Annotated in this window: 19 protein-coding genes; 8 read left to right on the top strand and 11 right to left on the bottom strand. The window is 71.8% G+C overall.

Translation table 11 applies throughout. The features are described 5' to 3' along the window. Nucleotides 1-308 precede the first annotated feature (308 nt). Both paaI and paaK read left to right on the top strand, forming a co-directional pair. The gene (gene paaI, locus ACFZBB_RS05705) at nucleotides 309-698 is read left to right on the top strand and encodes a hydroxyphenylacetyl-CoA thioesterase PaaI (RefSeq protein WP_391118497.1); all 390 of its coding nucleotides are present in this window, start codon (nucleotides 309-311) and stop codon (nucleotides 696-698) included. A gap of 50 nt (nucleotides 699-748) precedes the next feature. Beyond that, on the top strand, nucleotides 749-2011 hold the full coding sequence (paaK, locus tag ACFZBB_RS05700; RefSeq protein WP_391118495.1) for a phenylacetate--CoA ligase PaaK: 1263 nt from the start codon (nucleotides 749-751) through the stop codon (nucleotides 2009-2011). A gap of 215 nt (nucleotides 2012-2226) precedes the next feature. Here paaK and ACFZBB_RS05695 read toward each other — a convergent pair whose 3' ends face one another. Together ACFZBB_RS05695 and ACFZBB_RS05690 are read right to left on the bottom strand one after the other, a co-directional pair. After that, nucleotides 2227-3447 (bottom strand): SPFH domain-containing protein, encoded by a 1221-nt coding sequence (locus ACFZBB_RS05695; RefSeq protein ID WP_391118136.1) that lies wholly within the window; start codon nucleotides 3445-3447, stop codon nucleotides 2227-2229. A 26-nt stretch (nucleotides 3448-3473) separates the two neighbouring features. Then, nucleotides 3474-3707, bottom strand: coding sequence for a hypothetical protein (locus ACFZBB_RS05690; protein WP_188285579.1), 234 nt, complete (start codon nucleotides 3705-3707; stop codon nucleotides 3474-3476). 213 nt (nucleotides 3708-3920) lie between these two features. On the opposite strand from ACFZBB_RS05690, the gene nhaA reads away from it, so the two are divergent. Then, complete coding sequence (gene nhaA / locus ACFZBB_RS05685) at nucleotides 3921-5822, top strand: Na+/H+ antiporter NhaA (protein ID WP_391118134.1); 1902 nt, start codon at nucleotides 3921-3923, stop codon at nucleotides 5820-5822. Between the two features lie 59 nt (nucleotides 5823-5881). Here nhaA and ACFZBB_RS05680 read toward each other — a convergent pair whose 3' ends face one another. Further along, nucleotides 5882-6112 (bottom strand): DUF6296 family protein, encoded by a 231-nt coding sequence (locus ACFZBB_RS05680; protein WP_391118132.1) that lies wholly within the window; start codon nucleotides 6110-6112, stop codon nucleotides 5882-5884. Between the two features lie 539 nt (nucleotides 6113-6651). Between ACFZBB_RS05680 and ACFZBB_RS05675 the strand changes: the two genes are divergently transcribed. Further along, a complete protein-coding gene (locus ACFZBB_RS05675) occupies nucleotides 6652-8010 on the top strand; it encodes a bifunctional o-acetylhomoserine/o-acetylserine sulfhydrylase (protein ID WP_391118130.1) in 1359 nt (452 codons plus the stop codon). Continuing rightward, entirely contained in the window at nucleotides 8007-9155 is a 1149-nt protein-coding gene (locus ACFZBB_RS05670; protein ID WP_391118493.1) for a homoserine O-acetyltransferase, read from the top strand. The genes ACFZBB_RS05675 and ACFZBB_RS05670 overlap by 4 nt, the downstream gene beginning before the upstream one ends. A gap of 33 nt (nucleotides 9156-9188) precedes the next feature. On the opposite strand, the gene ACFZBB_RS05665 is transcribed toward ACFZBB_RS05670, so the two are convergent. The 4 genes from ACFZBB_RS05665 to ACFZBB_RS05650 form a co-directional block, all read right to left on the bottom strand. Continuing rightward, nucleotides 9189-10853, bottom strand: coding sequence for a glycosyl hydrolase (locus ACFZBB_RS05665; RefSeq protein WP_391118128.1), 1665 nt, complete (start codon nucleotides 10851-10853; stop codon nucleotides 9189-9191). A gap of 351 nt (nucleotides 10854-11204) precedes the next feature. After that, nucleotides 11205-12245 carry a substrate-binding domain-containing protein gene (locus tag ACFZBB_RS05660; protein ID WP_391118126.1) on the bottom strand — a complete coding sequence of 347 codons (1041 nt, stop codon included), beginning with the start codon at nucleotides 12243-12245 and terminating at the stop codon, nucleotides 11205-11207. A gap of 236 nt (nucleotides 12246-12481) precedes the next feature. After that, nucleotides 12482-13465, bottom strand: a complete 984-nt coding sequence (locus tag ACFZBB_RS05655; RefSeq protein WP_391118124.1) for an ROK family protein — start codon at nucleotides 13463-13465, stop codon at nucleotides 12482-12484. 272 nt (nucleotides 13466-13737) lie between these two features. Further along, nucleotides 13738-14415 (bottom strand): DUF2249 domain-containing protein, encoded by a 678-nt coding sequence (locus ACFZBB_RS05650; protein ID WP_391118122.1) that lies wholly within the window; start codon nucleotides 14413-14415, stop codon nucleotides 13738-13740. Nucleotides 14416-14467: 52 nt separating this feature from the next. Between ACFZBB_RS05650 and ACFZBB_RS05645 the strand changes: the two genes are divergently transcribed. Both ACFZBB_RS05645 and ACFZBB_RS05640 read left to right on the top strand, forming a co-directional pair. Next, complete coding sequence (locus ACFZBB_RS05645) at nucleotides 14468-15178, top strand: helix-turn-helix domain-containing protein (RefSeq protein ID WP_391118120.1); 711 nt, start codon at nucleotides 14468-14470, stop codon at nucleotides 15176-15178. A 47-nt stretch (nucleotides 15179-15225) separates the two neighbouring features. After that, a complete protein-coding gene (locus ACFZBB_RS05640) occupies nucleotides 15226-15600 on the top strand; it encodes a hypothetical protein (protein WP_391118491.1) in 375 nt (124 codons plus the stop codon). Nucleotides 15601-15641: 41 nt separating this feature from the next. On the opposite strand, the gene ACFZBB_RS05635 is transcribed toward ACFZBB_RS05640, so the two are convergent. The 3 genes from ACFZBB_RS05635 to ACFZBB_RS05625 all read right to left on the bottom strand — a co-directional run bounded on the left by ACFZBB_RS05635 (nucleotide 15642) and on the right by ACFZBB_RS05625 (nucleotide 18266). Continuing rightward, nucleotides 15642-16004 carry a hypothetical protein gene (locus ACFZBB_RS05635; protein WP_391118118.1) on the bottom strand — a complete coding sequence of 121 codons (363 nt, stop codon included), beginning with the start codon at nucleotides 16002-16004 and terminating at the stop codon, nucleotides 15642-15644. A 172-nt stretch (nucleotides 16005-16176) separates the two neighbouring features. Next, on the bottom strand, nucleotides 16177-17562 hold the full coding sequence (locus ACFZBB_RS05630; RefSeq protein ID WP_391118489.1) for an MFS transporter: 1386 nt from the start codon (nucleotides 17560-17562) through the stop codon (nucleotides 16177-16179). Nucleotides 17563-17819: 257 nt separating this feature from the next. Then, entirely contained in the window at nucleotides 17820-18266 is a 447-nt protein-coding gene (locus ACFZBB_RS05625; protein ID WP_391118116.1) for a MarR family transcriptional regulator, read from the bottom strand. Nucleotides 18267-18343: 77 nt separating this feature from the next. Between ACFZBB_RS05625 and ACFZBB_RS05620 the strand changes: the two genes are divergently transcribed. Beyond that, nucleotides 18344-18904 (top strand): isochorismatase family protein, encoded by a 561-nt coding sequence (locus tag ACFZBB_RS05620; RefSeq protein WP_391118113.1) that lies wholly within the window; start codon nucleotides 18344-18346, stop codon nucleotides 18902-18904. Between the two features lie 16 nt (nucleotides 18905-18920). Here ACFZBB_RS05620 and ACFZBB_RS05615 read toward each other — a convergent pair whose 3' ends face one another. After that, complete coding sequence (locus ACFZBB_RS05615; RefSeq protein ID WP_391118111.1) at nucleotides 18921-19430, bottom strand: phytanoyl-CoA dioxygenase family protein; 510 nt, start codon at nucleotides 19428-19430, stop codon at nucleotides 18921-18923. Between the last annotated feature and the right edge of the window lie 5 nt (nucleotides 19431-19435).

Here is a 19435-nt window from a genome sequence, read left to right as displayed (position 1 = left end):
GCGTCGACGAGCGCGGGCGGGCAGACCGGGTGCCCGGCCGTCCGGTGCGCCCTCTCCCCCGCGGCCGGCCGCTCGTCCCGCCTTGTGCTTGACAGGCACTCCCGATGCTGATTTTTTAGCTGTCATACGCCCGAACCGAATGGTCGGTCGGTGCATCCACAAGGTGGTGGGCAGCGGTGACTCAGGGCAGCGACGCCAGGCTCGACACGGGACCGGCACCGGGTCCGCCCCCGGACGCGGTGCGAGCGTCCGCGCAAGGGACCACGAACGGGGCCGAAAACGGGGCCGGAATCGCGGCGGCGCAGGCGATGTTCTCGGCCGACCGGGCGTCGAACGGGCTCGGTATCGAGCTGCTGCACCTCGGTGAGGGCGTCGCCGTCCTGCGCATGGTCGTCACCGCTGCGATGGTCAACGGGCACGGCACCGCCCACGGCGGCTATCTCTTCCTGCTCGCCGACACCGCCTTCGCCTGTGCCTGCAACACCGGCGGAGCCGCGACCGTCGCCGCGGCGGCGGACATCGACTTCGTCGCCCCGGCCCATGAGGGCGACGCGCTGCTGGCCACCGCCCGTGAGCGGGCGCGATTCGGCCGCAGCGGGATCTACGACGTACGGGTGCGGCGCGGCGACGAGCTGATCGCCGAATTCCGCGGCCGGAGCCGTACGCTGCGCGGCGCCGACGCGAAGGAGACCTCGTGAGCCACCTGGGCGGGACGACCCCGCGGGAGACCCCGGACGCGGCGGAGCGGATGACCCGCGCGGAGCTGATGGACCTTCAGCTCACGCGGCTCCAGGCGACGTTGCGCCACGCGTATGCCCATGTGGAGCTGTACCGGCGGAAGTTCGACGAGGCGGGTGTCGTACCCGCCGACTGCCGGACGCTGGAGGATCTGGCGCGCTTCCCGTTCACCACCAAGGCCGATCTGCGCGACACATACCCCTTCGGGATGTTCGCCGTTCCGATGTCCGAGGTGCGCCGGGTGCACGCGTCGAGCGGCACCACCGGCCGTCCCACAGTGGTCGGTTACACCGAGGGCGACCTGTCGGTGTGGGCCGACGTGGTGGCCCGTTCGATCCGCGCGGCGGGCGGCCGTCCCGGCGACAAGGTCCATGTCGCCTACGGATACGGCCTGTTCACCGGGGGCCTGGGCGCGCACTACGGCGCGGAGCGTGCGGGCTGTACGGTCATCCCCGCGTCGGGCGGCATGACGGCCCGTCAGGTGCAGATCATCCAGGACTTCGAGCCCGAGATCATCATGGTCACCCCGTCGTACATGCTCACGCTGCTCGACGAGTTCGAGCGGCAGGGCGTCGACCCGCGCGGCACCTCGCTGCGGGTGGGGATCTTCGGCGCGGAGCCGTGGACGGAACAGATGCGCCGCGAGATCGAGGAGCGCTTCGCCATCGACGCCGTCGACATCTACGGCCTGTCGGAGGTGATCGGCCCCGGCGTGGCGCAGGAGTGCGTGGAGACCAAGGACGGCCTGCACATCTGGGAGGACCACTTCTATCCGGAGGTGGTCGACCCGCTGACCGACGACGTCATGCCGCAGGGCGAGAGCGGTGAGCTGGTCTTCACCTCGCTCACCAAGGAGGCGCTGCCGGTGATCCGGTACCGCACCCGCGATCTGACGCGGCTGCTGCCCGGTACCGCGCGGCCCGCCTTCCGCCGGATGGAGAAGGTCACCGGCCGCAGCGACGACATGATCATCCTGCGCGGGGTGAATGTCTTCCCGAGCCAGATCGAGGAGATCGTGCTGCGGACGCCCGGTGTCGCGCCGCACTTCAGGATCGAGCTGACCCGGCGCGGCCGGATGGACCACATGACCGTCTACGCCGAGGCCAGGGCCGAGGCCGGTACGGAGCTGCGGGACGCGGGCGCGGCGGCCATCGCGCAGGGCGTCAAGGACGGTGTGGGCGTGAGCGTCGAGGTGCGGGTCGTGGACCCGGAGACGCTGGAGCGCTCGGTCGGCAAGATCCAGCGGGTCAAGGACCTGCGGGCAGAAGAATGAAGGCGAAGGGCTGAGCGCGAACGGCTGAGCGCGAACGGTTGAGCGCGAACGGTTGAGGACGAACGGCTGAGGACGAACGGTTGAGGGTGCAGGCTTGAGTCCCGGCGCGCACCGCACCCGTACAAGCGGCGGGCGGACCTCCGTAGGGGAGATCCGCCCGTTTGCGCTGTGCGCACGCGCCGTACGGCCGCCCCGGCGGAGCGGCCGTACGCGTCCTACTCGATGTCGATCGGGCCGTCGGACGACGTGCCCTTGCCGCCCTTCCCCTTGCCGTTGCGGCCGTCGCCCGGGTGCGTCAGACCGCGCAGCGCGGGCAGGTTGTCCGAGCTGTCCGAGTCCGAACCGGAGCCGCCCTCGCCGCCGTTGAGGTTGTTGCGGACCGAGTCGAGGATCGTCAGCCCCTGGCTGACCAGGCCCGCCGCGATCTCGCTGAGCCCGTCGGCGCCGTTGAGCACGTTGACATTGGCTCCGGCCAGGCCGCCGGCCGCCTCCTTCACGATCAGCGGGAGCTGGTCGATCAGCATGCGGTCGAGCGCCACCCGGTCGTGCGAGGCCGCCGCGGCGGCCTGGATGCGCATCCGCTCGGCGTCGGCGACGGCGAGCACCCTGATCCGCTCGGCCTCCGCCTCAGCGGGCTTGACGATCTCCGCCACAAGCTGCTGCTGGCGCAACTCGGCCGCGCGCAGCGCCAGTTCGGTCTGCGCGGCGAGCACTTCCTGCTGCGCGTGCGCCTGGGCGAGCGGGCCCGCCTGCGCGGCCTCGGCCTGCGCGCGGTCGACCTGCGCCGAGTACTCGGCCTGTACGACGGCGGTCTGCCGGGCGTACTCCGCCTGGTTCCTGGCGGCGATCTGCTGCGCCTCCACCGACGCCTGCGTGGCCTGGGCCTGCGCGATCTGCGCCTGCCTCTGGATGGCGGCCTTGTGCGGCGCCGACATGGCGTCGATGTAGCCGGTCTCGCCGTCGTCGATGGACTGGATCTGCAACGAGTCGACGCTCAGGCCGATCTTCGCCATCTCCGTCTTGGAGGTCTCCAGCACCTCGGAGGCCAGCTTCTGCCGCTCGGTGACGATCTCCTCGACCGTCATCGAGCCGATGATCGACCGCAGGTGACCGGCGAAGATCCGGCCGGTCAGAATCGACATCTGGTCCTGGTCGGACAGGAACCGCTGTCCGGCGTTGACAATGCTCTCGTGGTCGTTGCCGACCTTGAACGCGATGACGGCCTTCACCGTCAGCGCGATGCCCTGCCGGGTCACACAGGTCTCGGCGACTTCCGCCTCGCACATCGCGAGCGTAATGAACCGGGTCTTGCGGAAGACCGGCAGAACGAACTTTCCGTGGCCGGTGACCACACGGAACGGCGCACCCCCCAGTCCACGCCGACCGCCCGAGATCAACATCGCCTCGTCCGGCGCGGGAACGCGGTAACCGAACATCCTTTGTCTCCTTCATGTGCGCCGGCTCAGTCGGCCAGCGCGTCCAACGGGTCGGCCCACTCGATGACGTCCACCTGGCGTGTGCCACGCGAGTCCACCACCAGCACGGTCGCCCCCTTAGGCAGGGGTTCCTCGGACCAGGCGAGGAAGGTCTCGCTGCCTCCTCTGACCCGCACGTAGACCTCACCGGGTCCGGCGAGGCCGCGCGTGCCGATGAGCAGCTCCCCCGTACAACCGATCACGGCTTCGTCCTGCGCCATTCCCGGCCGCCCCTCACTTCTCGTGTCCGTTCCGGTCCTGGAATCTCCGTCTCATTCATCCTCCCACCAGCGGCCTCTTCCGGTCCGTCACCGGTCCGTACCAAATACGGAACGCCGCACCGTACCGCTCATCCGTGGATGGTGGTTGGACGCGCCACCGGGGTCCCGCTCGTGCCAGGGTGTGGGAAGACCGTTCCTCTGCTGGGAGGCTGGATGTTCCGGGGCTTCACCGCGCCCTTGTCAGGCAGGACCGAGCGCGACCGTACGACGGCCGCCTCCGCGTTGGCGTACATCCGTACCGAGACGGGCAGCGCGGCCGTGCTGCTCGCTGCCACCCTGGTGGCACTGGTCTGGGCGAATGTCGCGCCCGGCGGCTACGAGTCGGCGTGGGCGACGCACCTGTCCTTCCGCTTCGGGGACCACGGGCTCGACCTGGACCTGCGGGAATGGGTGAACAGCGGGCTGATGACGCTGTTCTTCCTGGTCGTCGGCCTGGAGGCGCGTCGCGAGTTCGACATGGGCGAGCTGCGCGACCGGCACCGTATCCCGCTGCCCATGCTGGCCGGGATCAGCGGCATGGCCGTACCGATCGCGATCTACCTCATGGTGAACGCGGGCCGGTCCTCGGTGCACGGCTGGGGCACCGCGATGTCCACCGACACGGCCTTCGCGCTGGGCATGCTGGCGTTGCTCGGCTCGCGGTTCCCCGAACGGCTGCACACCTTCATCCTGACCGTCGCCGTCGTGGACGACTTCCTGGCGCTCGGCGTGATCGCGGTGGCGTACAGCGACCACATCTCGTGGACGCCGCTGATCGTCGGGATCGGCGTCCTGCTGGTGGTGTACGCGGTACGCAGCGCCGGTGTGCGGCGCGGCGCGGTCTACGGGGTCCTGGGGGTGATCGCCTGGGTGGCGTTCCTGCATTCCGGGGTGGACCCGCTGGTCGTCGGTCTGATCATGGGTCTGCTCTCCTTCGCCTACCCGGCGTCGCGGGACGCGCTGGAGCGGGCGACGGGGCTGTTCCGGTCCTTCCGCGAGCAGCCGACCGCGGAGCTGGAGCGCGAGGCGCGGCTGGGCCTGGCATCCGCGGTCTCCCCCAACGACCGGCTCCAGCGGCTGTGGCACCCGTGGAGCAGCTATGTGATCGTGCCGCTGTTCGCGCTGGCCAACGCGGGGATCGAGATCAACGGCTCGCTGCTGGCCGACGCCTTCACCTCGCCGATCACGCTCGGTATCCTGCTGGCGTACGGGCTCGGCAAGCCGATCGGCATCCTGGGCGCGTCCGCGCTGGCCACCAAGCTGAGCCGGGGCCGGATGCGGCCGTCGGTCGGCTGGGCGGCGGTGCTGGGCGGCGGTTCCATCGCGGGTATCGGCTTCACGGTGTCGCTGCTGATCGCGACACTGGCCTTCGACGGGGACCAGCTCGCGCAGGCGAAGATCGGCGTGCTCAGCGCGGTCGTCTTCGCCATGCTCAGCACGACGGTGGTCGCGCTGGTCGCCGGGCGGCTGCCGGAGACGCGCAGGGCGCGCGCCCTGCTGGGCACCGCGGAGTCCGTCGTGGACCTCGTCGAACCCGTCGACCCGGCCCGCGACCATGTCCGCGGGCCGGTGGACGCGCCGGTGACGATCGTGGAGTACGGCGACTTCGAGTGCCCCTTCTGCGGCCAGGCGGAGACCGTCGTACGCGAACTGCTCGCCGACTTCGGCGACAGCGTCCGCTACGTGTGGCGGCACCTGCCGCTCAACGACGTGCATCCGCACGCCCAGCTCGCCGCGGAGGCGTCGGAGGCCGCCGCCGAGCAGGGCCGCTTCTGGGAGATGCGGGACCTGCTCTTCGAGCGGCAGGACGCGCTCAAGGTGCGCGATCTGCTGGACCACGCGCGGGAGATCGGGCTCGACGTGGCGCTGTTCAAGGAGTCGCTGCACAAGCGGCACGGCGCGCGGCGGATCGCGAAGGACGTGGAGTCCGCCGACCTGAGCGGGGTGTCGGGTACCCCGACCTTCTTCATCAACGGCCGCCGCCACCACGGCGCGTACGACATCGACAGCCTGTCCGCGGCGGTGATCTCGGCGCGCGAGCGGGCGCTGGTGGAGCAAGGCGGGGCGGAAGCGTAGCGGACCCCCGGACGGGGCCTACGCCGCCGCGTCCGCAGGGGCTCGCGCGCTCTGGGGTCTCAGGGGTGGAGGGAGCGGACCGCGCGGGGGACGCCGGGGGCCTGGTGGCCGCCGCTGGCGATCATCCGCACCTCGCCGTCCGCGCTGATCTCGGCGCGGACGATCCCGGTCTCGTCCTCGTAGACCGGGTAGCCGCCCGCGCCGGATTTCTCGGTCCGGCGTACGAGGACGACGTCGTCCTCCACCGCGGGGGCCTGGAACACCAGCTCGTAGATCTCCGGGTAATCCATACAGGACCTCCTGACCCACCCATCATCTCCCGCGACGCCCCGGGCCGCCTCTGGGGAGCCACCGGGTACGTCAGCCCGTCGGGACGGTCCTGCGGAAGCGGGTGGCCGCGGGTTCCATAGGGCTTGGGAGGGCGGGCAGAGGGGTGACCGCGGGCAGAAAGATGAACAACGTGTCACACCGGCCGGTCGGGGGCGCCGGTTCGCTGACACGTCGGCCACCGCTGTGGTTTTCTGACGTCATGACCCCGCTGCTCGTGATGCGCCGCCACGTGGACTACGGGCGTGTCACCAGCATGGGCTGTCCCGCCGTGCGCTGACGTCGCGCTCTCGGCGTCCTGCCGCCCGCAACGGCCGCTGATCACCCCCTTTCACCACGCAAGGCGCGTTCCCGTGCCGCGCCGTGCCACCGCCGGGTGCCGTCCTCGCCGCCCGCCCTACGGGTCCTCGCGGCGGCGGTCCGCGCGCCGGACACATCCGCACATCCGTACGGCGCGCTTCGCGCAAGCCGAGGGCCGTACGCCATTTCCCAGGGGAGAGCCATGACCCAGCCCATCGACTCCGTGACCGCGGGCACCACCGCGGAGGACACCGCGGCGCGGGACCTGCCGGGGTGGTCGTTCGAGACCCAGCAGGTGCACGCGGGCACCGCGCCCGACCCGACGACCGGCGCGCGGGCGGTGCCGATCTACCAGACGACGTCGTTCGTGTTCCGCGACACGCAGCACGCCGCCGACCTGTTCTCGCTGGCGGAGCCCGGCAACATCTACACGCGCATCCACAATCCGACACAGGACGCCTTCGAGCAGCGGGTCGCCGCGCTGGAGGGCGGTGTCGCGGCGGTGGCGCTGGCGTCGGGGCAGGCCGCGGAGACGCTGGCGATCCTCACGCTGGCGCGCTCCGGTGACCACATCGTCTCCAGCGCTTCGCTGTACGGCGGCACGTACAACCTCTTCCGTCACACGCTGCCGAAGTTCGGCATCGAGGTGTCCTTCGTGGAGGACCCCGACGACGCGGACGCGTGGCGGGCGGCGATCCGGCCGGAGACGAAGGCGCTGTTCGCCGAGACGCTGGGCAATCCGCGCGGCAATGTACTGGACGTGCGGGCGGTCGCCGATGTCGCACACGCGGCGGGTCTGCCGCTGATCGTGGACAACACGGTGCCGACGCCGTTCCTGCTGCGGCCGATCGAGCACGGAGCGGACATCGTCGTGCACTCGGCGACCAAGTTCCTCGGCGGCCACGGTACGACGATCGCGGGCGTGGTCGTGGACGGCGGGACCTTCGACTTCGGCGCGCACGCCGAGCGGTTCCCCGACTTCACCGAGCCCGACCCCAGCTACCACGGTCTCCAGTACTGGCCCGCGCTCGGCCCCGGCGCCTTCGCTGCGAAGCTGCGCGTGCAACTCCTGCGCGACCTCGGCCCGGCGCTGTCGCCGCACTCGTCCTTCCTGCTGCTCCAGGGCGTGGAGACGCTGTCGCTGCGGCTGGAGCGGCACTCGACCAACGCGCAGGCGCTCGCGGAGTGGCTGGAGGCGCGCGACGAGGTCGCGGTCGTCCACTATCCGGGACTCCCGTCCAGCCGTTGGCACGACGCGGCCCAGCGCTACCTGCCGCGCGGGGCGGGCGCGGTGCTCGCCTTCGAGCTGCGGGACGGCGCGGAGGCCGGAAAGCGGTTCGTGGACGCGGTGTCGCTCTTCAGTCACCTCGCCAACATCGGTGACGTGCGGAGCCTGATCATCCACCCGGCGTCCACCACGCACAGCCAGTTGGACGAGGAGCAGCTCGCCGCCACCGGCACCTCGCCGGGCCTGGTGCGGCTGTCGGTCGGCATCGAGCACATCGACGATCTCAAGGCCGATCTGGAGGCGGGCTTCCGCGCGGCGAAGGGCGCGTCCTGAACAGCGCTGCCACCACTGGGGTCCCCCTGCTGCCCGCCACGGGCGCCTGGCAGCCGGGGGACCCGCCGGGGCGCCGGAACTGGCACGCCCTCGACCGGCCGCTGGCCCTGGAGGCGGGCGGCGAACTGCCGGGCGTGCGGCTGGCGTTCGAGACCTGGGGGCGGCTCGCGCCGGACGCGTCCAACGCGGTCCTGGTGCTGCACGCCCTGACCGGGGACAGCCATGCGGCGGGCCCGGCGGGTCCCGGGCATCCCACCGCCGGGTGGTGGGATGCCCTGATCGGACCGGGCCGCGCGCTGGACACCGACCGGTGGTTCGTGGTCGCGCCGAACGTCCTCGGCGGCTGCCAGGGCAGTACAGGTCCGTCCTCGTACGGTCCCGACGGTCGTCGCTGGGGCGGCTCCTTCCCATTTCTGACGCAGCGTGACCAGGTCGCCGCCGAGGCGGAGTTGGCCGACGCGCTGGGCATCGGGAGCTGGGCGCTGGTGGTCGGCGGGTCGATGGGCGGGATGCGCGCCCTGGAGTGGGCGGTCGGTCGCCCCGAGCGCACCCGCGCGCTGCTGCTCCTCGCCTCCCCCGCCGCGGCGAGCGCCGAGCAGATCGCCTGGGCCGCCGTCCAGTCGCACGCCATCCGCTCGGACCCGCACTGGCGCGGCGGCGACTACCACGACGCGGGTCCGGGCCGCGGACCGCACGCGGGGCTCGGCCTCGCGCGGCGGCTGGCCCACGTCACCTACCGCAGCGAGGGCGAGCTGCGGTCCCGCTTCGGCCGCTCCCCGCAGGACGGCGAGGAGCCCTGGCGCGGCGGGCGGTACGCCGTCGAGTCGTATCTCGACCACCACGCCGCCAAGCTGGTGCGGCGGTTCGACGCGGCCAGCTACGTCGTGCTCACCGAGGCGATGAACGCGCACGACATCGGCAGGTCCCGCGGCGGTACGGCGGCGGCCCTGCGCCGCGTGACCGCCACGACCCTGGTCGCCGGAGTCGACTCCGACCGCCTCTACCCCCTCCCCCAGCAGGCCGAGTTGGCGGCGGGCATCCCGCACTCCGACCGGCTGCGGATCGTCGAATCGCCGTACGGGCACGACGGATTCCTCATCGAGACGAATCAAGTGGCGGCGCTCGTCAGAGAACTGACGGCGTGAGGGGCATGGGGTGCCGACGGAAGAACTGCCACATCAGGGCGTCGGCGCTGATCTCACGCGTCGTCGTACCGTTGCCCGCGGACTCCTGTGGTGATCCCGGCCAGGTGTGACCGCCGTCCGACACCGAGTACAGCTCGACGTCCGCGCCGTCGCGCCCGCCGCACGGAGCTGGTACGTCGCGCCGCCGAACGACACCGGCGTGTTGTACTGCCCACTGCCGAGCGCGGGCACGCACTGACCCGGCGCTGTCCCTCCCCCCCCGCCGGGGAGGTTCCACTTCTGCCAGGCGTTGGCGTTGGAGTCCCAGATCTGCAACCGGGTGCCGTTGGCCGTGCTGCCGCCCGGGTCATCGAGGAAACGGCCCGACTGCGGATTCCCCAGGTGCCCGTCCGACTGGGCCTGCCACTGCTGCGCACCCGAACCGTTGCACGTCCAGAGCTGGACCTTCGTCCCGTTCGCCGTCCCCTGCCCCGTCACATCCAGGCACTTGCCCAACGCCCGGACCGTACCGTCCGAACCGATCGTCCACGACTGCGCGTCGGTGCCATTGCAGTCATAGAGCTGCACGGGAGTACCGTCCGCACTGCTCGCCGACGCCACGTCCACACACTTGCCCCCGACTCCCGTGATCGGACCGGTACGGCCGGACGGCGGAGATGTGGGCGGGGTGCCGGTGGGGACGGTGAACTGGCCCTGGCTCAGGACGCGGGAGTTGTTGAGGGTGGCCCGGAGACCGGCGGTGGTGTTGGCCGAAGTGAGGTAGTCGGACCAGATCATGAACCAGGTCCACAGCGGCTGGTCCGCCAACTGTGCGGGCGTGGGGACCGTACCGACCTCGGCGAGCGAAACCGGCTTGCCGTGGGCCTGGTTGACGATCGCCTGGTACCACTCGGTGCTGGCCGAACCGTGCACCCACGGGTCGACGCTGGCGACGTCCACGTACGCGTCACCCGGGTAGTAGTCGGCCACGTGGGCCGCTCCGCCGTCGAGGTCCTTGACGTTCCAGACCCAGATGATGTTGTCCAGGCCCTTGGACTCCAGGTAGTCATGCGTGATCTGGAACAGCCGGGCGCTCCCGGCCGCGCCGGTCTTGCCGCCCCACCAGGCCCAGCCCTCGTTCATCTCGTGCAGCGGACGGAACAGCACGGGGATGCCCGCGCCCTTCAACTGCTGGAAGTACGGCACCACTTGGTCGAGATTGCGCTTGTAGTCGGTGTTCAGCGTCGAACCGTCCGTGACGAGCTGGCTCCACTCCGGGTCCGACAGGTGACTGCCCTTGATGGGGTTGGGGCCGGTGTCGAAGTCGCAGGTCGCCACGTCGGGGCGGCACATGTGCCAGGTCAGGTTGACCAGTGAGCCGTTGGCCCACTCGGTCTTCGCCTGGTCGATCATCGTCTGGCGGTTGGCGATGTCGTCCGGCCGGAAGCCGAACTCCCCGCCCCACAGCCCCGCCCACTTCCCGGTGATCGAGTGGGCCTGGGCCGTGTAGGCCGAGGGCTGGCTGAGCGGTTCCTTGTTGTGGACGCCGCTGATCACGTGGTTCCCGCTGATCTGGTGCAGGTAGCCGATCACCGCGTCGGGCGTCGAGGCACCGGTCGCCGACGCCTGCGGCGGCGAGGTCGCCAGCCACGCCCCGGCCGCCAGCGGCAGCGCGGCGAGCATGGCGGCCCGCCTGCGGGTGAAGATCTTCGCTCTCATTGGACCCTCTCATGTCTCCCATGGGGGTGGAACGTTGCATGCCGCGCGTCCGTGGCATGCGGGATATCGCGTCATCACGGCCACGGGAAAACGGCGGAAAGACCAACGCCTGGAAGCTAGAACTCTGGTCTAGGCCATGTCAATGAGTCCGGCACAGGTTTTCTAAAACGTGCCAGTAACTCACCAGTAACCGGGGGGAATCGCGGCGCGCGGCCAGGCACGCGCAACCGCCCGAGCGGGCCACAGCACGGGAAAACGTACTCGTACGAGCGAAGGACACGGCGCCGACAGCGGTGAGGCGGCTCACCGTCACCGGCGGTCCGACCTCAACAGCCCGACGACAGCGCGGTGTTACGGCCTCGGCGGCGGCGCCGTCGAACCCCTCGGGACGAGGCCGGGGATCTGGGCCGCGTGCGACGCGGGCTTCTGATGCGTCATCACATCGAAGAGCGTCTCGGTGACGTCGGCGCCGAAGGAGAAGATGTCGTGCCGCATCGCCGAGAGCATGGGCCGGGTGAGCTGGCACAACTGCGAGTCGTCCCAGGCGAGCAGGGACAGGTCCTGCGGCACGGACAGGCCGAATTCGGCGGCCACACCCAGCGCGGTGACGGCCATGATGTCGTTGTCGAAGACGATCGCTGTGGGGCGCTCGGCGGAGAGCAGGAGCGTACGGCAGGCGCGGCTGCCCTGGTCGGCGGAGAAGTCGGCGACGACGGTCTGGGCCGACAGGCCCAGCTCGGCCGCCGTCTCGGTGAACGCGCGGGTCCTGATGGCGCTGTGCCCCAGCTCGGCGGGTCCGCTCACCCGGGCCACCCTGCGGTGCCCGAGCGCCGCCAGATAGCGGACCGCCTCGACGGTCGCGGCGGCGTCGTCGGTCCACACAGAGGTGAACGGACCGGCGAGCGAGGGATGTCCGACGGCCACGGCGGGCAGGCCGATCGCGGACAGCGCCGGGATACGCGGATCGTCCACCCGCAGGTCGACCAGGATGCTGCCGTTGACCCGGTTGCCCTGCCACCACTCGCGGTGGACCTCGATCTCGTCGTCGGCCTCGACCAGCCGCAGCAGGAGCGAGCACGAGTGACGGCCGAGCACGCTCTCGATACCGGAGATGAACTCCATGTAGAACGGTTCGAGGCCGAGCATCCGCGCGGGTCTGGCGATGGCGAGTCCCACGGTGTGCAGCGCCCGGCCGGACAGCGACTGCGCCGCCTGGTTCGGGCTCCAGCCCAGGTCACGGGCGGCCTGGAGGATGCGTTCCTTCGTACTGGACGACACGCCCGGCTTGTTGTGCACGGCGATGGTCACAGCGGACGGCGAGACTCCCGCACGCCGGGCGACGTCCTTGATCGTGGCCTTGCGCCCACCGCCCGCTGCTGCCGTCTGGCTCACCCGGATATCCGCCTTCGTCTCGTGGTCGGGCCATGCCGAGACGCGCCGCACCGGGGCCGGAAGTCGCGGGTCGCGGGCGTCCCGGCCGAGGGGTGGACCGTGCGAGCCGCCTCGTCGGCTCAGCGTACACTCAAACGTTGCATACGCGCCGGTCGGCGACTGTCAGCGGCCCAACCGGCCGCGGGCCGGCCGACGGGCCCACGCCCCGGCAGTACGCCGCGACGCGGGCCCGTGGCTCAGCGCGCTCCGGCCGTGGCCGCTCCCGCGATGGCCGCCGCACCGACCAGTCCGGCGTCCCCCCGCAGCGCGGCCCGCTCCACGAGCACCCCGGCCGCGAACGGCAGCACGGCGTACGACTCCAAGTGGCGGCGCAGCGGCGGGAACAGCACGTCGGCGGCCTCGGCGACGCCCCCGCCGATGACGGCGGCCTCGATCTCCACCAGGGTGGCGACCGCGGCGATGCCCGCGGCCAGGGCCCGCGCGGCGGAGTCGAAGGCCGCCAGCGCGACCGGGTGGCCCCGCCGGGCGCCGACGGCCACCGCCGCCGCGTCGGCCGGACCCTCCTCGGGCCGCCAGCCCTGCTCCAGCGCGCGGCGCGTGATGGACGTGCCGCTCGCCAACTGCTCGACGCAGCCCCGCGATCCGCAGACGCACGGCTCGCCGAGCAGGTCGACGGTGATGTGCCCCAGATGCCCCGCGTTGCCGGTCGGCCCGCTGCGGACAGCGTTGTCAAGGATGAGTCCGGCGCCGACGCCGGTGGAGACCACCATGCACAGCGCGTTCCGGTATCCGCGCGCGGCGCCGATCCAGTGCTCCGCCGCCGTCATCGCCACGGCGTCGCCGCACAGCACCACCGGCTTTCCCGCCACGGCGGGATGCGCCCGTACGCGCTCGACGATCGGGAATCCGCGCCAGGCGGGGATGTTCACCGGGCTCACCGTGCCCGCCGCGATGTCGACGGGACCCGCGCTGCCGATACCCAACGCCGTGACCGCGCGCCAGTCCTGATGCGCGGTCAGCTCGGCCAGCACCTCGAGGACGGCGCCGAGGACCGCCGAGTCGGCGCCCGTGGGCGTCGGACGCCGGACCCGGTGCCGTACGCGGCCCTCGGCGTCCACCAGCGCTCCGGCGATCTTCGTCCCGCCGATGTCCAGGGCGGCCAGCAGTCGCCCTCCGACCTCGGGCAGGAGCAAGGACGGCTGCGCGGCATCAGTGGCCATGGGGGTGGATCTCCGTTCACGGCAGAGAGACGGGAGACGGGCCGGCCGTGGGAACTGGCCCCATTTAGGCGTGCGTCAGCGCAAAGGAGTAGATCTCGGACCAGCATGCTACTACAGCGTTTTATGGACGACGACACTCCACGCCGTGACCGCTGCCCTCGTATCGCGGTCCGGTCCATGCCCGGTGTCCTCCGCACCGCCCGGTCCGGGCAGACCTCGTCGGCGCCGTTCACCGCCGACCGCGCACCATGCGGCCCCTCACATGGGGTCCCTCAGACGCGGGGGCTCGGCGGCGCGAGGACGAGGGCCTGGCGGCGCTGATGGACGGTCAGGTAGCGCAGGCCGTGCGGTCCCGCGGTGAACGCGCGCAGCGAGCGGCGCGGGAGCCACACCAGGTCGCCGGGGGCGAGGGGGACTTGGTCGAGTTCGGTGGTGAGGCGGCCGTCGCCGTCGAGGACGTGGACGAGCACGTCGAGGTCGGGGCCGAGGTGCGGTGCGATGCCCGCGTGCGGCGGGAGCTGGATGATGTTGGAGTCCAAGTCGCGGTCACGCATGCGCAGTTTCCACACCGCGCCGGAGGCGTCGGGCACGCCCGGCGATGCGACGGCCGGGGCGCCCGGCCCGTCCACGGAATCCCGGACGTCCTGGGACACCGGGGATACCGGGGAATCCGGGGAGTCCGGTGGCCGCGCGCCGGTCAGGACGCGGGGCAACGAGGTCGACGCGAGTTTGCGGATGCGGATCCGCCACTCTCCCGGCGCCTTGTCCTCGTACTGCCAGTCGTGGCCGCCCGGGTGCTCCGTGTCGAACTCCTCGCGCAGGTGGCGGGGGTCGTGGTCGATGAGCAGGACCAGCGAATCCCCCACGGCGAGGGCGTCGTACGCGGCGAAGACGGCTGGGTGCCTGCCGGGCTTGGGCAGCGGACGTACGTCGAGCTCGGGTCCTGGCACAGGCCGCGCCTCCCTCTATTTCTACAAGTGGCGATTGTGTAAACTCTAGCGCATGACACCTCCCGCCGATCCCACGGACGCCGTGACCGACGCGCCCGCCGGCCGTCGGCGGGACGTCCTCGACCTGCTCCGGCGATCGGCGGCGCCGCTGAGCATCGCCGACATCGCCCGCCGCCTCGAAGTGCACCCGAACACGGCCCGGTTCCACCTCGACACACTGGTGGGGCACGGGCAGGCGGAGCAGGTCACGGCCGCGCGCACCGGGCCGGGAAGACCGCCGTTGCTGTTCCGCGCCAGCCCTGGCATGGACCGGACGAGGCCGCGCAATTACCGGCTGCTCGCGTCGATCCTCGTCGAGGAGCTGTCGCACAGGCCCCGTCCCACGCAGGCGGCGGTCGCGGCCGGGCGCGCATGGGGCGGCGAGTTGGCCGAGGCGCCGGACGCGACAGCCCCGTCGGGCACGGTCACCGAGGCGCGCGCGGTCGAAGGTCTCATACGCCTGCTCGACGACCTCGGCTTCGCTCCGGAGCGCCCTCCGCGCGGCGCCGTCGACAGGATCGGCTTGCGGCACTGCCCGTTCCTCGACCTGGCAGAGGAACGGTCCCAGATCGTCTGCCCGATCCATCTGGGCCTGATCCAGGGCGCGTTGGCCGCAATGGAGGCGCCACTGACCGCCGAGCGGCTGGAGCCGTTCGTGGAACCCGGCCTGTGCGTGGTCCACCTCGACCGGGCGGCAAGCCCCGTGGAAGGGAAGGGGCGTTGAGCGCGTCGGCGGCGGCCTCGGCGGCCCTGGTCTTCACCTGGCTCGGGATGGTCCTCGCCATCTCCTTTTTGGAGGCGCCGCTGAAATTCCGAGCCCCGGACGTCACCGTCCGTATCGGTCTCGGCATCGGCCGCCTGGTGTTCCGGGCGCTCAACTCCGTCGAAGGGGTCTTCGCGGTGGCCCTGCTGACCGTCGCGGCCAGCGGGTCCCTCTCCGCCCGCGCGATGGTCGCACTGACTGCCGCCGTGGCCCTGCTCGTCCTCCAACTGGCCTTGGTACGGCCCCGCCTGACCCGCCGTTCGAACGCGGTCCTGGCCGGGCAGGACCCGCCGCGCTCCCATGCCCACTACGCCTACATCGGCCTGGAAGCCGCCAAGGTCGCGGCCCTGATCACGGCAGGCGTCCTGCTGCTGGCCGGTTGACGCCCGCGAACCGGTGCCCCCACGGTGCCGGAACCGGTCGCTCAGAAGAGGGCGATCGGGTTGACCGGGACACCGGTCATGCCGTGGATGCGCGGCGGTGCGACGGAGAGCAGGAAGCTGTAGCGCCCCAACTCCGCGCACAGCGCGGCGAGATCGTCGAGCTGTGAGGCGTCGATCAGGGGCATGGCCATCCGGCCGAGTGCCACGCCGTGCAGCGGCGACGGCCCATTCGGATCGAGCGGTGGGAAGGCGTCGCCCCGGTCACCGGTGTAGACGGCGACCTGGCGGTGGTGCATCCAGCGCACCGCGTCGAGGCTGATGCCCGGTGTCGGCGCGCCGGGGACGGGCGTGGCGGGCCTCCCCGCGTACTCCACGATCCTCGTGTGCTGCTCCTGCTGCTGCACGCGGAGCCCGACCAGGCCCGCGCCCGGGCCGACGAGCGCGTGTGGGCCACGGTCGCGGGCGTAGCCCTCGCGATTCCCCTTCGGCCTGCTCCTGCCGAGGATTCTGGGGCTGCCGGCGGTGTCGCGCCTGCTGAGGGTGCCGGGACGCGGCTCCGGCTGAGCGCCGTGCCCCTCACCGCGCGGGCGCGGCCTCCTTCGTCTCCTGCGGCGCGGCGATCCGGCCGAGCGAGCGGTCGACGAGGGTGAGGACGAGGAAGACGGCCGCGGCGGCGAGCATGAACAGGGCGAGGCCGTGCAGTCCCGAGGTGGTCGCGCGGCGGCCGAAGAAGGCGCCGGTCGCGGAGGAGGCGACCATGGCGCCCAGATACATGAACGTACGCAGCAGCCCGGACGACGCGCCCATGCGCGCGGGATCGGCCTGGAAGTAGAGCGCGTTCTGGTTGGCGAGGCTGACCAGGCCCTGCGGCAGTCCGAGGACGACGGCCACCGCGACCAGCAGCCACACCGCGGCATGGCCGCCCACGGCCAACAGCATGGCGCAGGCGACGAGTTGGGCCACGGCGCCGACGACCAGCTTGCCGCGCACGACTGCCTTGCGCCCGGTGAGGGTGGACACGACGATGCCGACCGCGAAGGTGGGCAGCAGGAGCAGCCCGGCCGCGGACGCGCTCAGCCCCCTGCCGTCCTCCAGCCACTGCGTGAAGCCGTAGATGAAGGAGTACGAGACGGTGTACGCGACGAAGGTGCGGGCGTAGGTCGCCAGCAGCGGGATGTTGCCCGCGAAGACGCCGACGTCGATGAACGGGTCGGCGGCGCGCCGCTCGCGCAGGGCGAATCCGGTGCCCGCGAGCAGGGTGAGCGCGATGAGCCAGGCCCGGTCGGTGCGGGCGTCCATGAGGAACAGCAGCAGCGACACGAGGGTGGCGGCGAAGAGCAGGATGCCCGCCCAGTCGAGGCGGTTGCGCGGGCGCGGCCCGCCGTCGGGGGGCGGGGCGCCGTCGGCGGCGCCTGACGGCGCGAGCGCGGTCCTGCCCGGCAGGTAGATCCAGCCGAGGACGAGGCAGGCGATCGCGAGCGGGATGTTGATGGCGAAGGTGCTCCGCCAGCCGCCGAGTCCGATGAGCAGGCCGCCGAGGGTCGGGCCGATGACGGCGACGGTCTGGCCGGTCACGGCGAGCGTGGTGAGCACTCCCGCGGGGCTCTTCATCCCGGTGCGTTCGGCCTCGCTGCGGATCAGGTACATGGCGGCCGGATAACCGGCGCAAGTGCCGAAGCCGAGGACGACGCGGGCGGCGACGAGGACGGTGAGGTTCGGAGCGAGGGTGCCGATCACCCCGGCGACGCCGGTCAGCGCGGCCCCGGCGAGGAACAGCCGCTTGGGGCCGTACATGTCGACCAGCCGTCCGACGAGCGGTTGCCCGATGGAGGTGGCCAGGTAGAGCGCGGAGATGAGCCAGGCCGTCTGGGCGGCGTCGGCGCCGAGGGCGGCGCCGATCGGCGCCAGGGCGACGGCGATGATGGAGGAGTTGATGGGATTGAGGATCGAGCCGATCATCATCGGCGCGAGCAGCCGCCGGTCGAAGGCGCCCTCGGCCGGTGCGGAGGAGGGTCCCGGCCGCTCGGGCCGCTGGGACCGGCCTGGAGCGGCCGGTCCGGCGGACCCTGCGGCGGGTTGTACGGCGGCTGGCGCGCCCGACGCGGCGGTCCGTTCCGGTCGTACGGCGGCCTGCTCCGTTCGTACGGCGGGCACGGCGGACGCCTCGGGCTGCTCGGAAGGCTCGGACTGCTCGGGCCGTCCCTGCGGTATCGCGGCCATCAGTTCGTCAGCCTGCCCAACAGGCGCATCGCCTCACTGATCGTGTGCCGCTCCGCGTCGTCGTACTGCTCCTCCAGGGCGCGCGCCAGCCACTCCACGCCCGCCTGCCGCGCGCCCTCCGCGCGCTCGCGGCCCGCGGGGGTCAGCTCGACGATCTGGCGGCGGCCGTCGGCGGGGTCGGGGGTGCGGTGGATCAGTCCCAGCCGCTGGAGCGAGGACAGCGTCACGGCCATGGACTGCTGCCGTACGTGCTCGGCGTCGGCCAGCGCGGCGGCGGTGACGGCGTCGCCCCGGCTGACGCGCATCAGCACGGACGACTGCGACGGGGTCAGATCCTCCCCGTCCGTCACCTGGAGGATGCGGCGGCGCAGTCTGCCCACCACCACGCGGACGTCCAGGGACGCCTGGAGCATGCCGGGAGCGACCGGCTTCGCTTCACTTTGCATATCGTCAGCCTACACTGTTTAATCCTCACTGTTCAGTTGAGACTGTCTACTTTCTCCGCCGAGAGGACCCGCCCCTCATGTCCGCATCCCGTACCGCCCTGCTGGTCATGGACTTCCAGAACGGCATCGTGCAGCGCATCGCCGACGACTCCGTCGTGGCCGCGGCGGCCCGCGCGGTCGAGGCCGCCCGCGCCGCCGAGATTCCGGTGATCTTCGTACGGGTCGCCTTCCGCCCTGGCTATCCGGAGACCGCCGCCTCGAACCTCTCCTTCAGCGCCCTCAGCCAGGCCGGGGACGCCTTCACCCAGGACAACCCGGCCACCCAGGTGGTCGACGCGCTCGCCCCGCGCGCCGACGAGCCGGTGGCCGTCAAGCGCCGGGTCAGCGCCTTCACCGGCAGCGACCTGGAGGTCCTGCTGCGCGGCGCCGGTGCTGACTCGCTCGTCCTCACCGGCCTGTCCACCAGCGGCGTCGTCCTGTCCACCATCCGCCAGGCGGCCGACCTCGACTACCGCCTGACCGTCCTGTCCGACGCCTGCGCCGACAACGAGCCCGATGTCCACCGCATCCTCATCGAGAAGGTCTTCCCCAAGCAGGCCCAGGTCATGACCGCCGACGAATGGGTCACGTCCCTTTGAGCCGACGGCTGTTGCCCTACCCCGCGACCGGGAACAGCACGGGGTTGAGCGGCGAGGAGGGCACGGCGCCGGACTCCGTGCCCGGCATCCACCTCGCGAGGTCCTTGCGCTGGGAGTCGTTGACGGGCTCCGACACGGTGATGTCGGCGGCCATGTAGATGACGGCCATGACCCGGCGGGCGGTCCCCGAGCGGTTCGGCGAGGCGCGGTGGAAGGTCCACCCGCCGTGGAAGCTCGCCTCGCCGAGCCGGTACGGGGCCTCGCTCAGCGGGACGTCCCGCTCCGCCAGGGCCTGTTGCAGCGCACGCTCGGAGTTGTCACTGATCGGCAGGTCGCGGCCGTACGCGAAGCGGTGGCTGCCCGCGGCGAAGGCCAACGGGCCCATCTCCGCCGGGATGTCCTGGAGCGGCAGCCACAGCGTCACGGTCCGGTCCGACGCCAGCGGCCAGTAGTACTGATCGGCGTGCCACGGTGTGATCCCGCCGCCGGGCTCCTTGTGCAGCGCCTGGTCGTGGTAGAGCCGCACGGAGT

This window comes from Streptomyces sp. NPDC008139 (assembly GCF_042957025.1).
Classification (GTDB): Bacteria; Actinomycetota; Actinomycetes; order Streptomycetales; family Streptomycetaceae; genus Actinacidiphila.
This window is presented reverse-complemented; position numbering and strand designations above follow the sequence as displayed.

Bases quoted from the DNA above. Each gene is read 5' to 3' on its own strand.
- ACFZBB_RS05640 (WP_391118491.1), top strand. From the start codon at position 15,226: ATGGTCCTCGCCATCTCCTTTTTGGAGGCGCCGCTGAAATTCCGAGCC.
- ACFZBB_RS05625 (WP_391118116.1), bottom strand. From the start codon at position 18,266: ATGCAAAGTGAAGCGAAGCCGGTCGCTCCCGGCATGCTCCAGGCGTCC.
- ACFZBB_RS05620 (WP_391118113.1), top strand. From the start codon at position 18,344: ATGTCCGCATCCCGTACCGCCCTGCTGGTCATGGACTTCCAGAACGGC.
- ACFZBB_RS05630 (WP_391118489.1), bottom strand. From the start codon at position 17,562: ATGATGATCGGCTCGATCCTCAATCCCATCAACTCCTCCATCATCGCC.
- paaI (WP_391118497.1), top strand. From the start codon at position 309: ATGTTCTCGGCCGACCGGGCGTCGAACGGGCTCGGTATCGAGCTGCTG.
- ACFZBB_RS05655 (WP_391118124.1), bottom strand. From the start codon at position 13,465: ATGGCCACTGATGCCGCGCAGCCGTCCTTGCTCCTGCCCGAGGTCGGA.
- ACFZBB_RS05645 (WP_391118120.1), top strand. From the start codon at position 14,468: ATGACACCTCCCGCCGATCCCACGGACGCCGTGACCGACGCGCCCGCC.
- ACFZBB_RS05690 (WP_188285579.1), bottom strand. From the start codon at position 3,707: ATGGCGCAGGACGAAGCCGTGATCGGTTGTACGGGGGAGCTGCTCATC.
- ACFZBB_RS05675 (WP_391118130.1), top strand. From the start codon at position 6,652: ATGACCCAGCCCATCGACTCCGTGACCGCGGGCACCACCGCGGAGGAC.
- ACFZBB_RS05680 (WP_391118132.1), bottom strand. From the start codon at position 6,112: ATGGATTACCCGGAGATCTACGAGCTGGTGTTCCAGGCCCCCGCGGTG.
- nhaA (WP_391118134.1), top strand. From the start codon at position 3,921: ATGTTCCGGGGCTTCACCGCGCCCTTGTCAGGCAGGACCGAGCGCGAC.
- ACFZBB_RS05665 (WP_391118128.1), bottom strand. From the start codon at position 10,853: ATGAGAGCGAAGATCTTCACCCGCAGGCGGGCCGCCATGCTCGCCGCG.
- paaK (WP_391118495.1), top strand. From the start codon at position 749: ATGACCCGCGCGGAGCTGATGGACCTTCAGCTCACGCGGCTCCAGGCG.
- ACFZBB_RS05695 (WP_391118136.1), bottom strand. From the start codon at position 3,447: ATGTTCGGTTACCGCGTTCCCGCGCCGGACGAGGCGATGTTGATCTCG.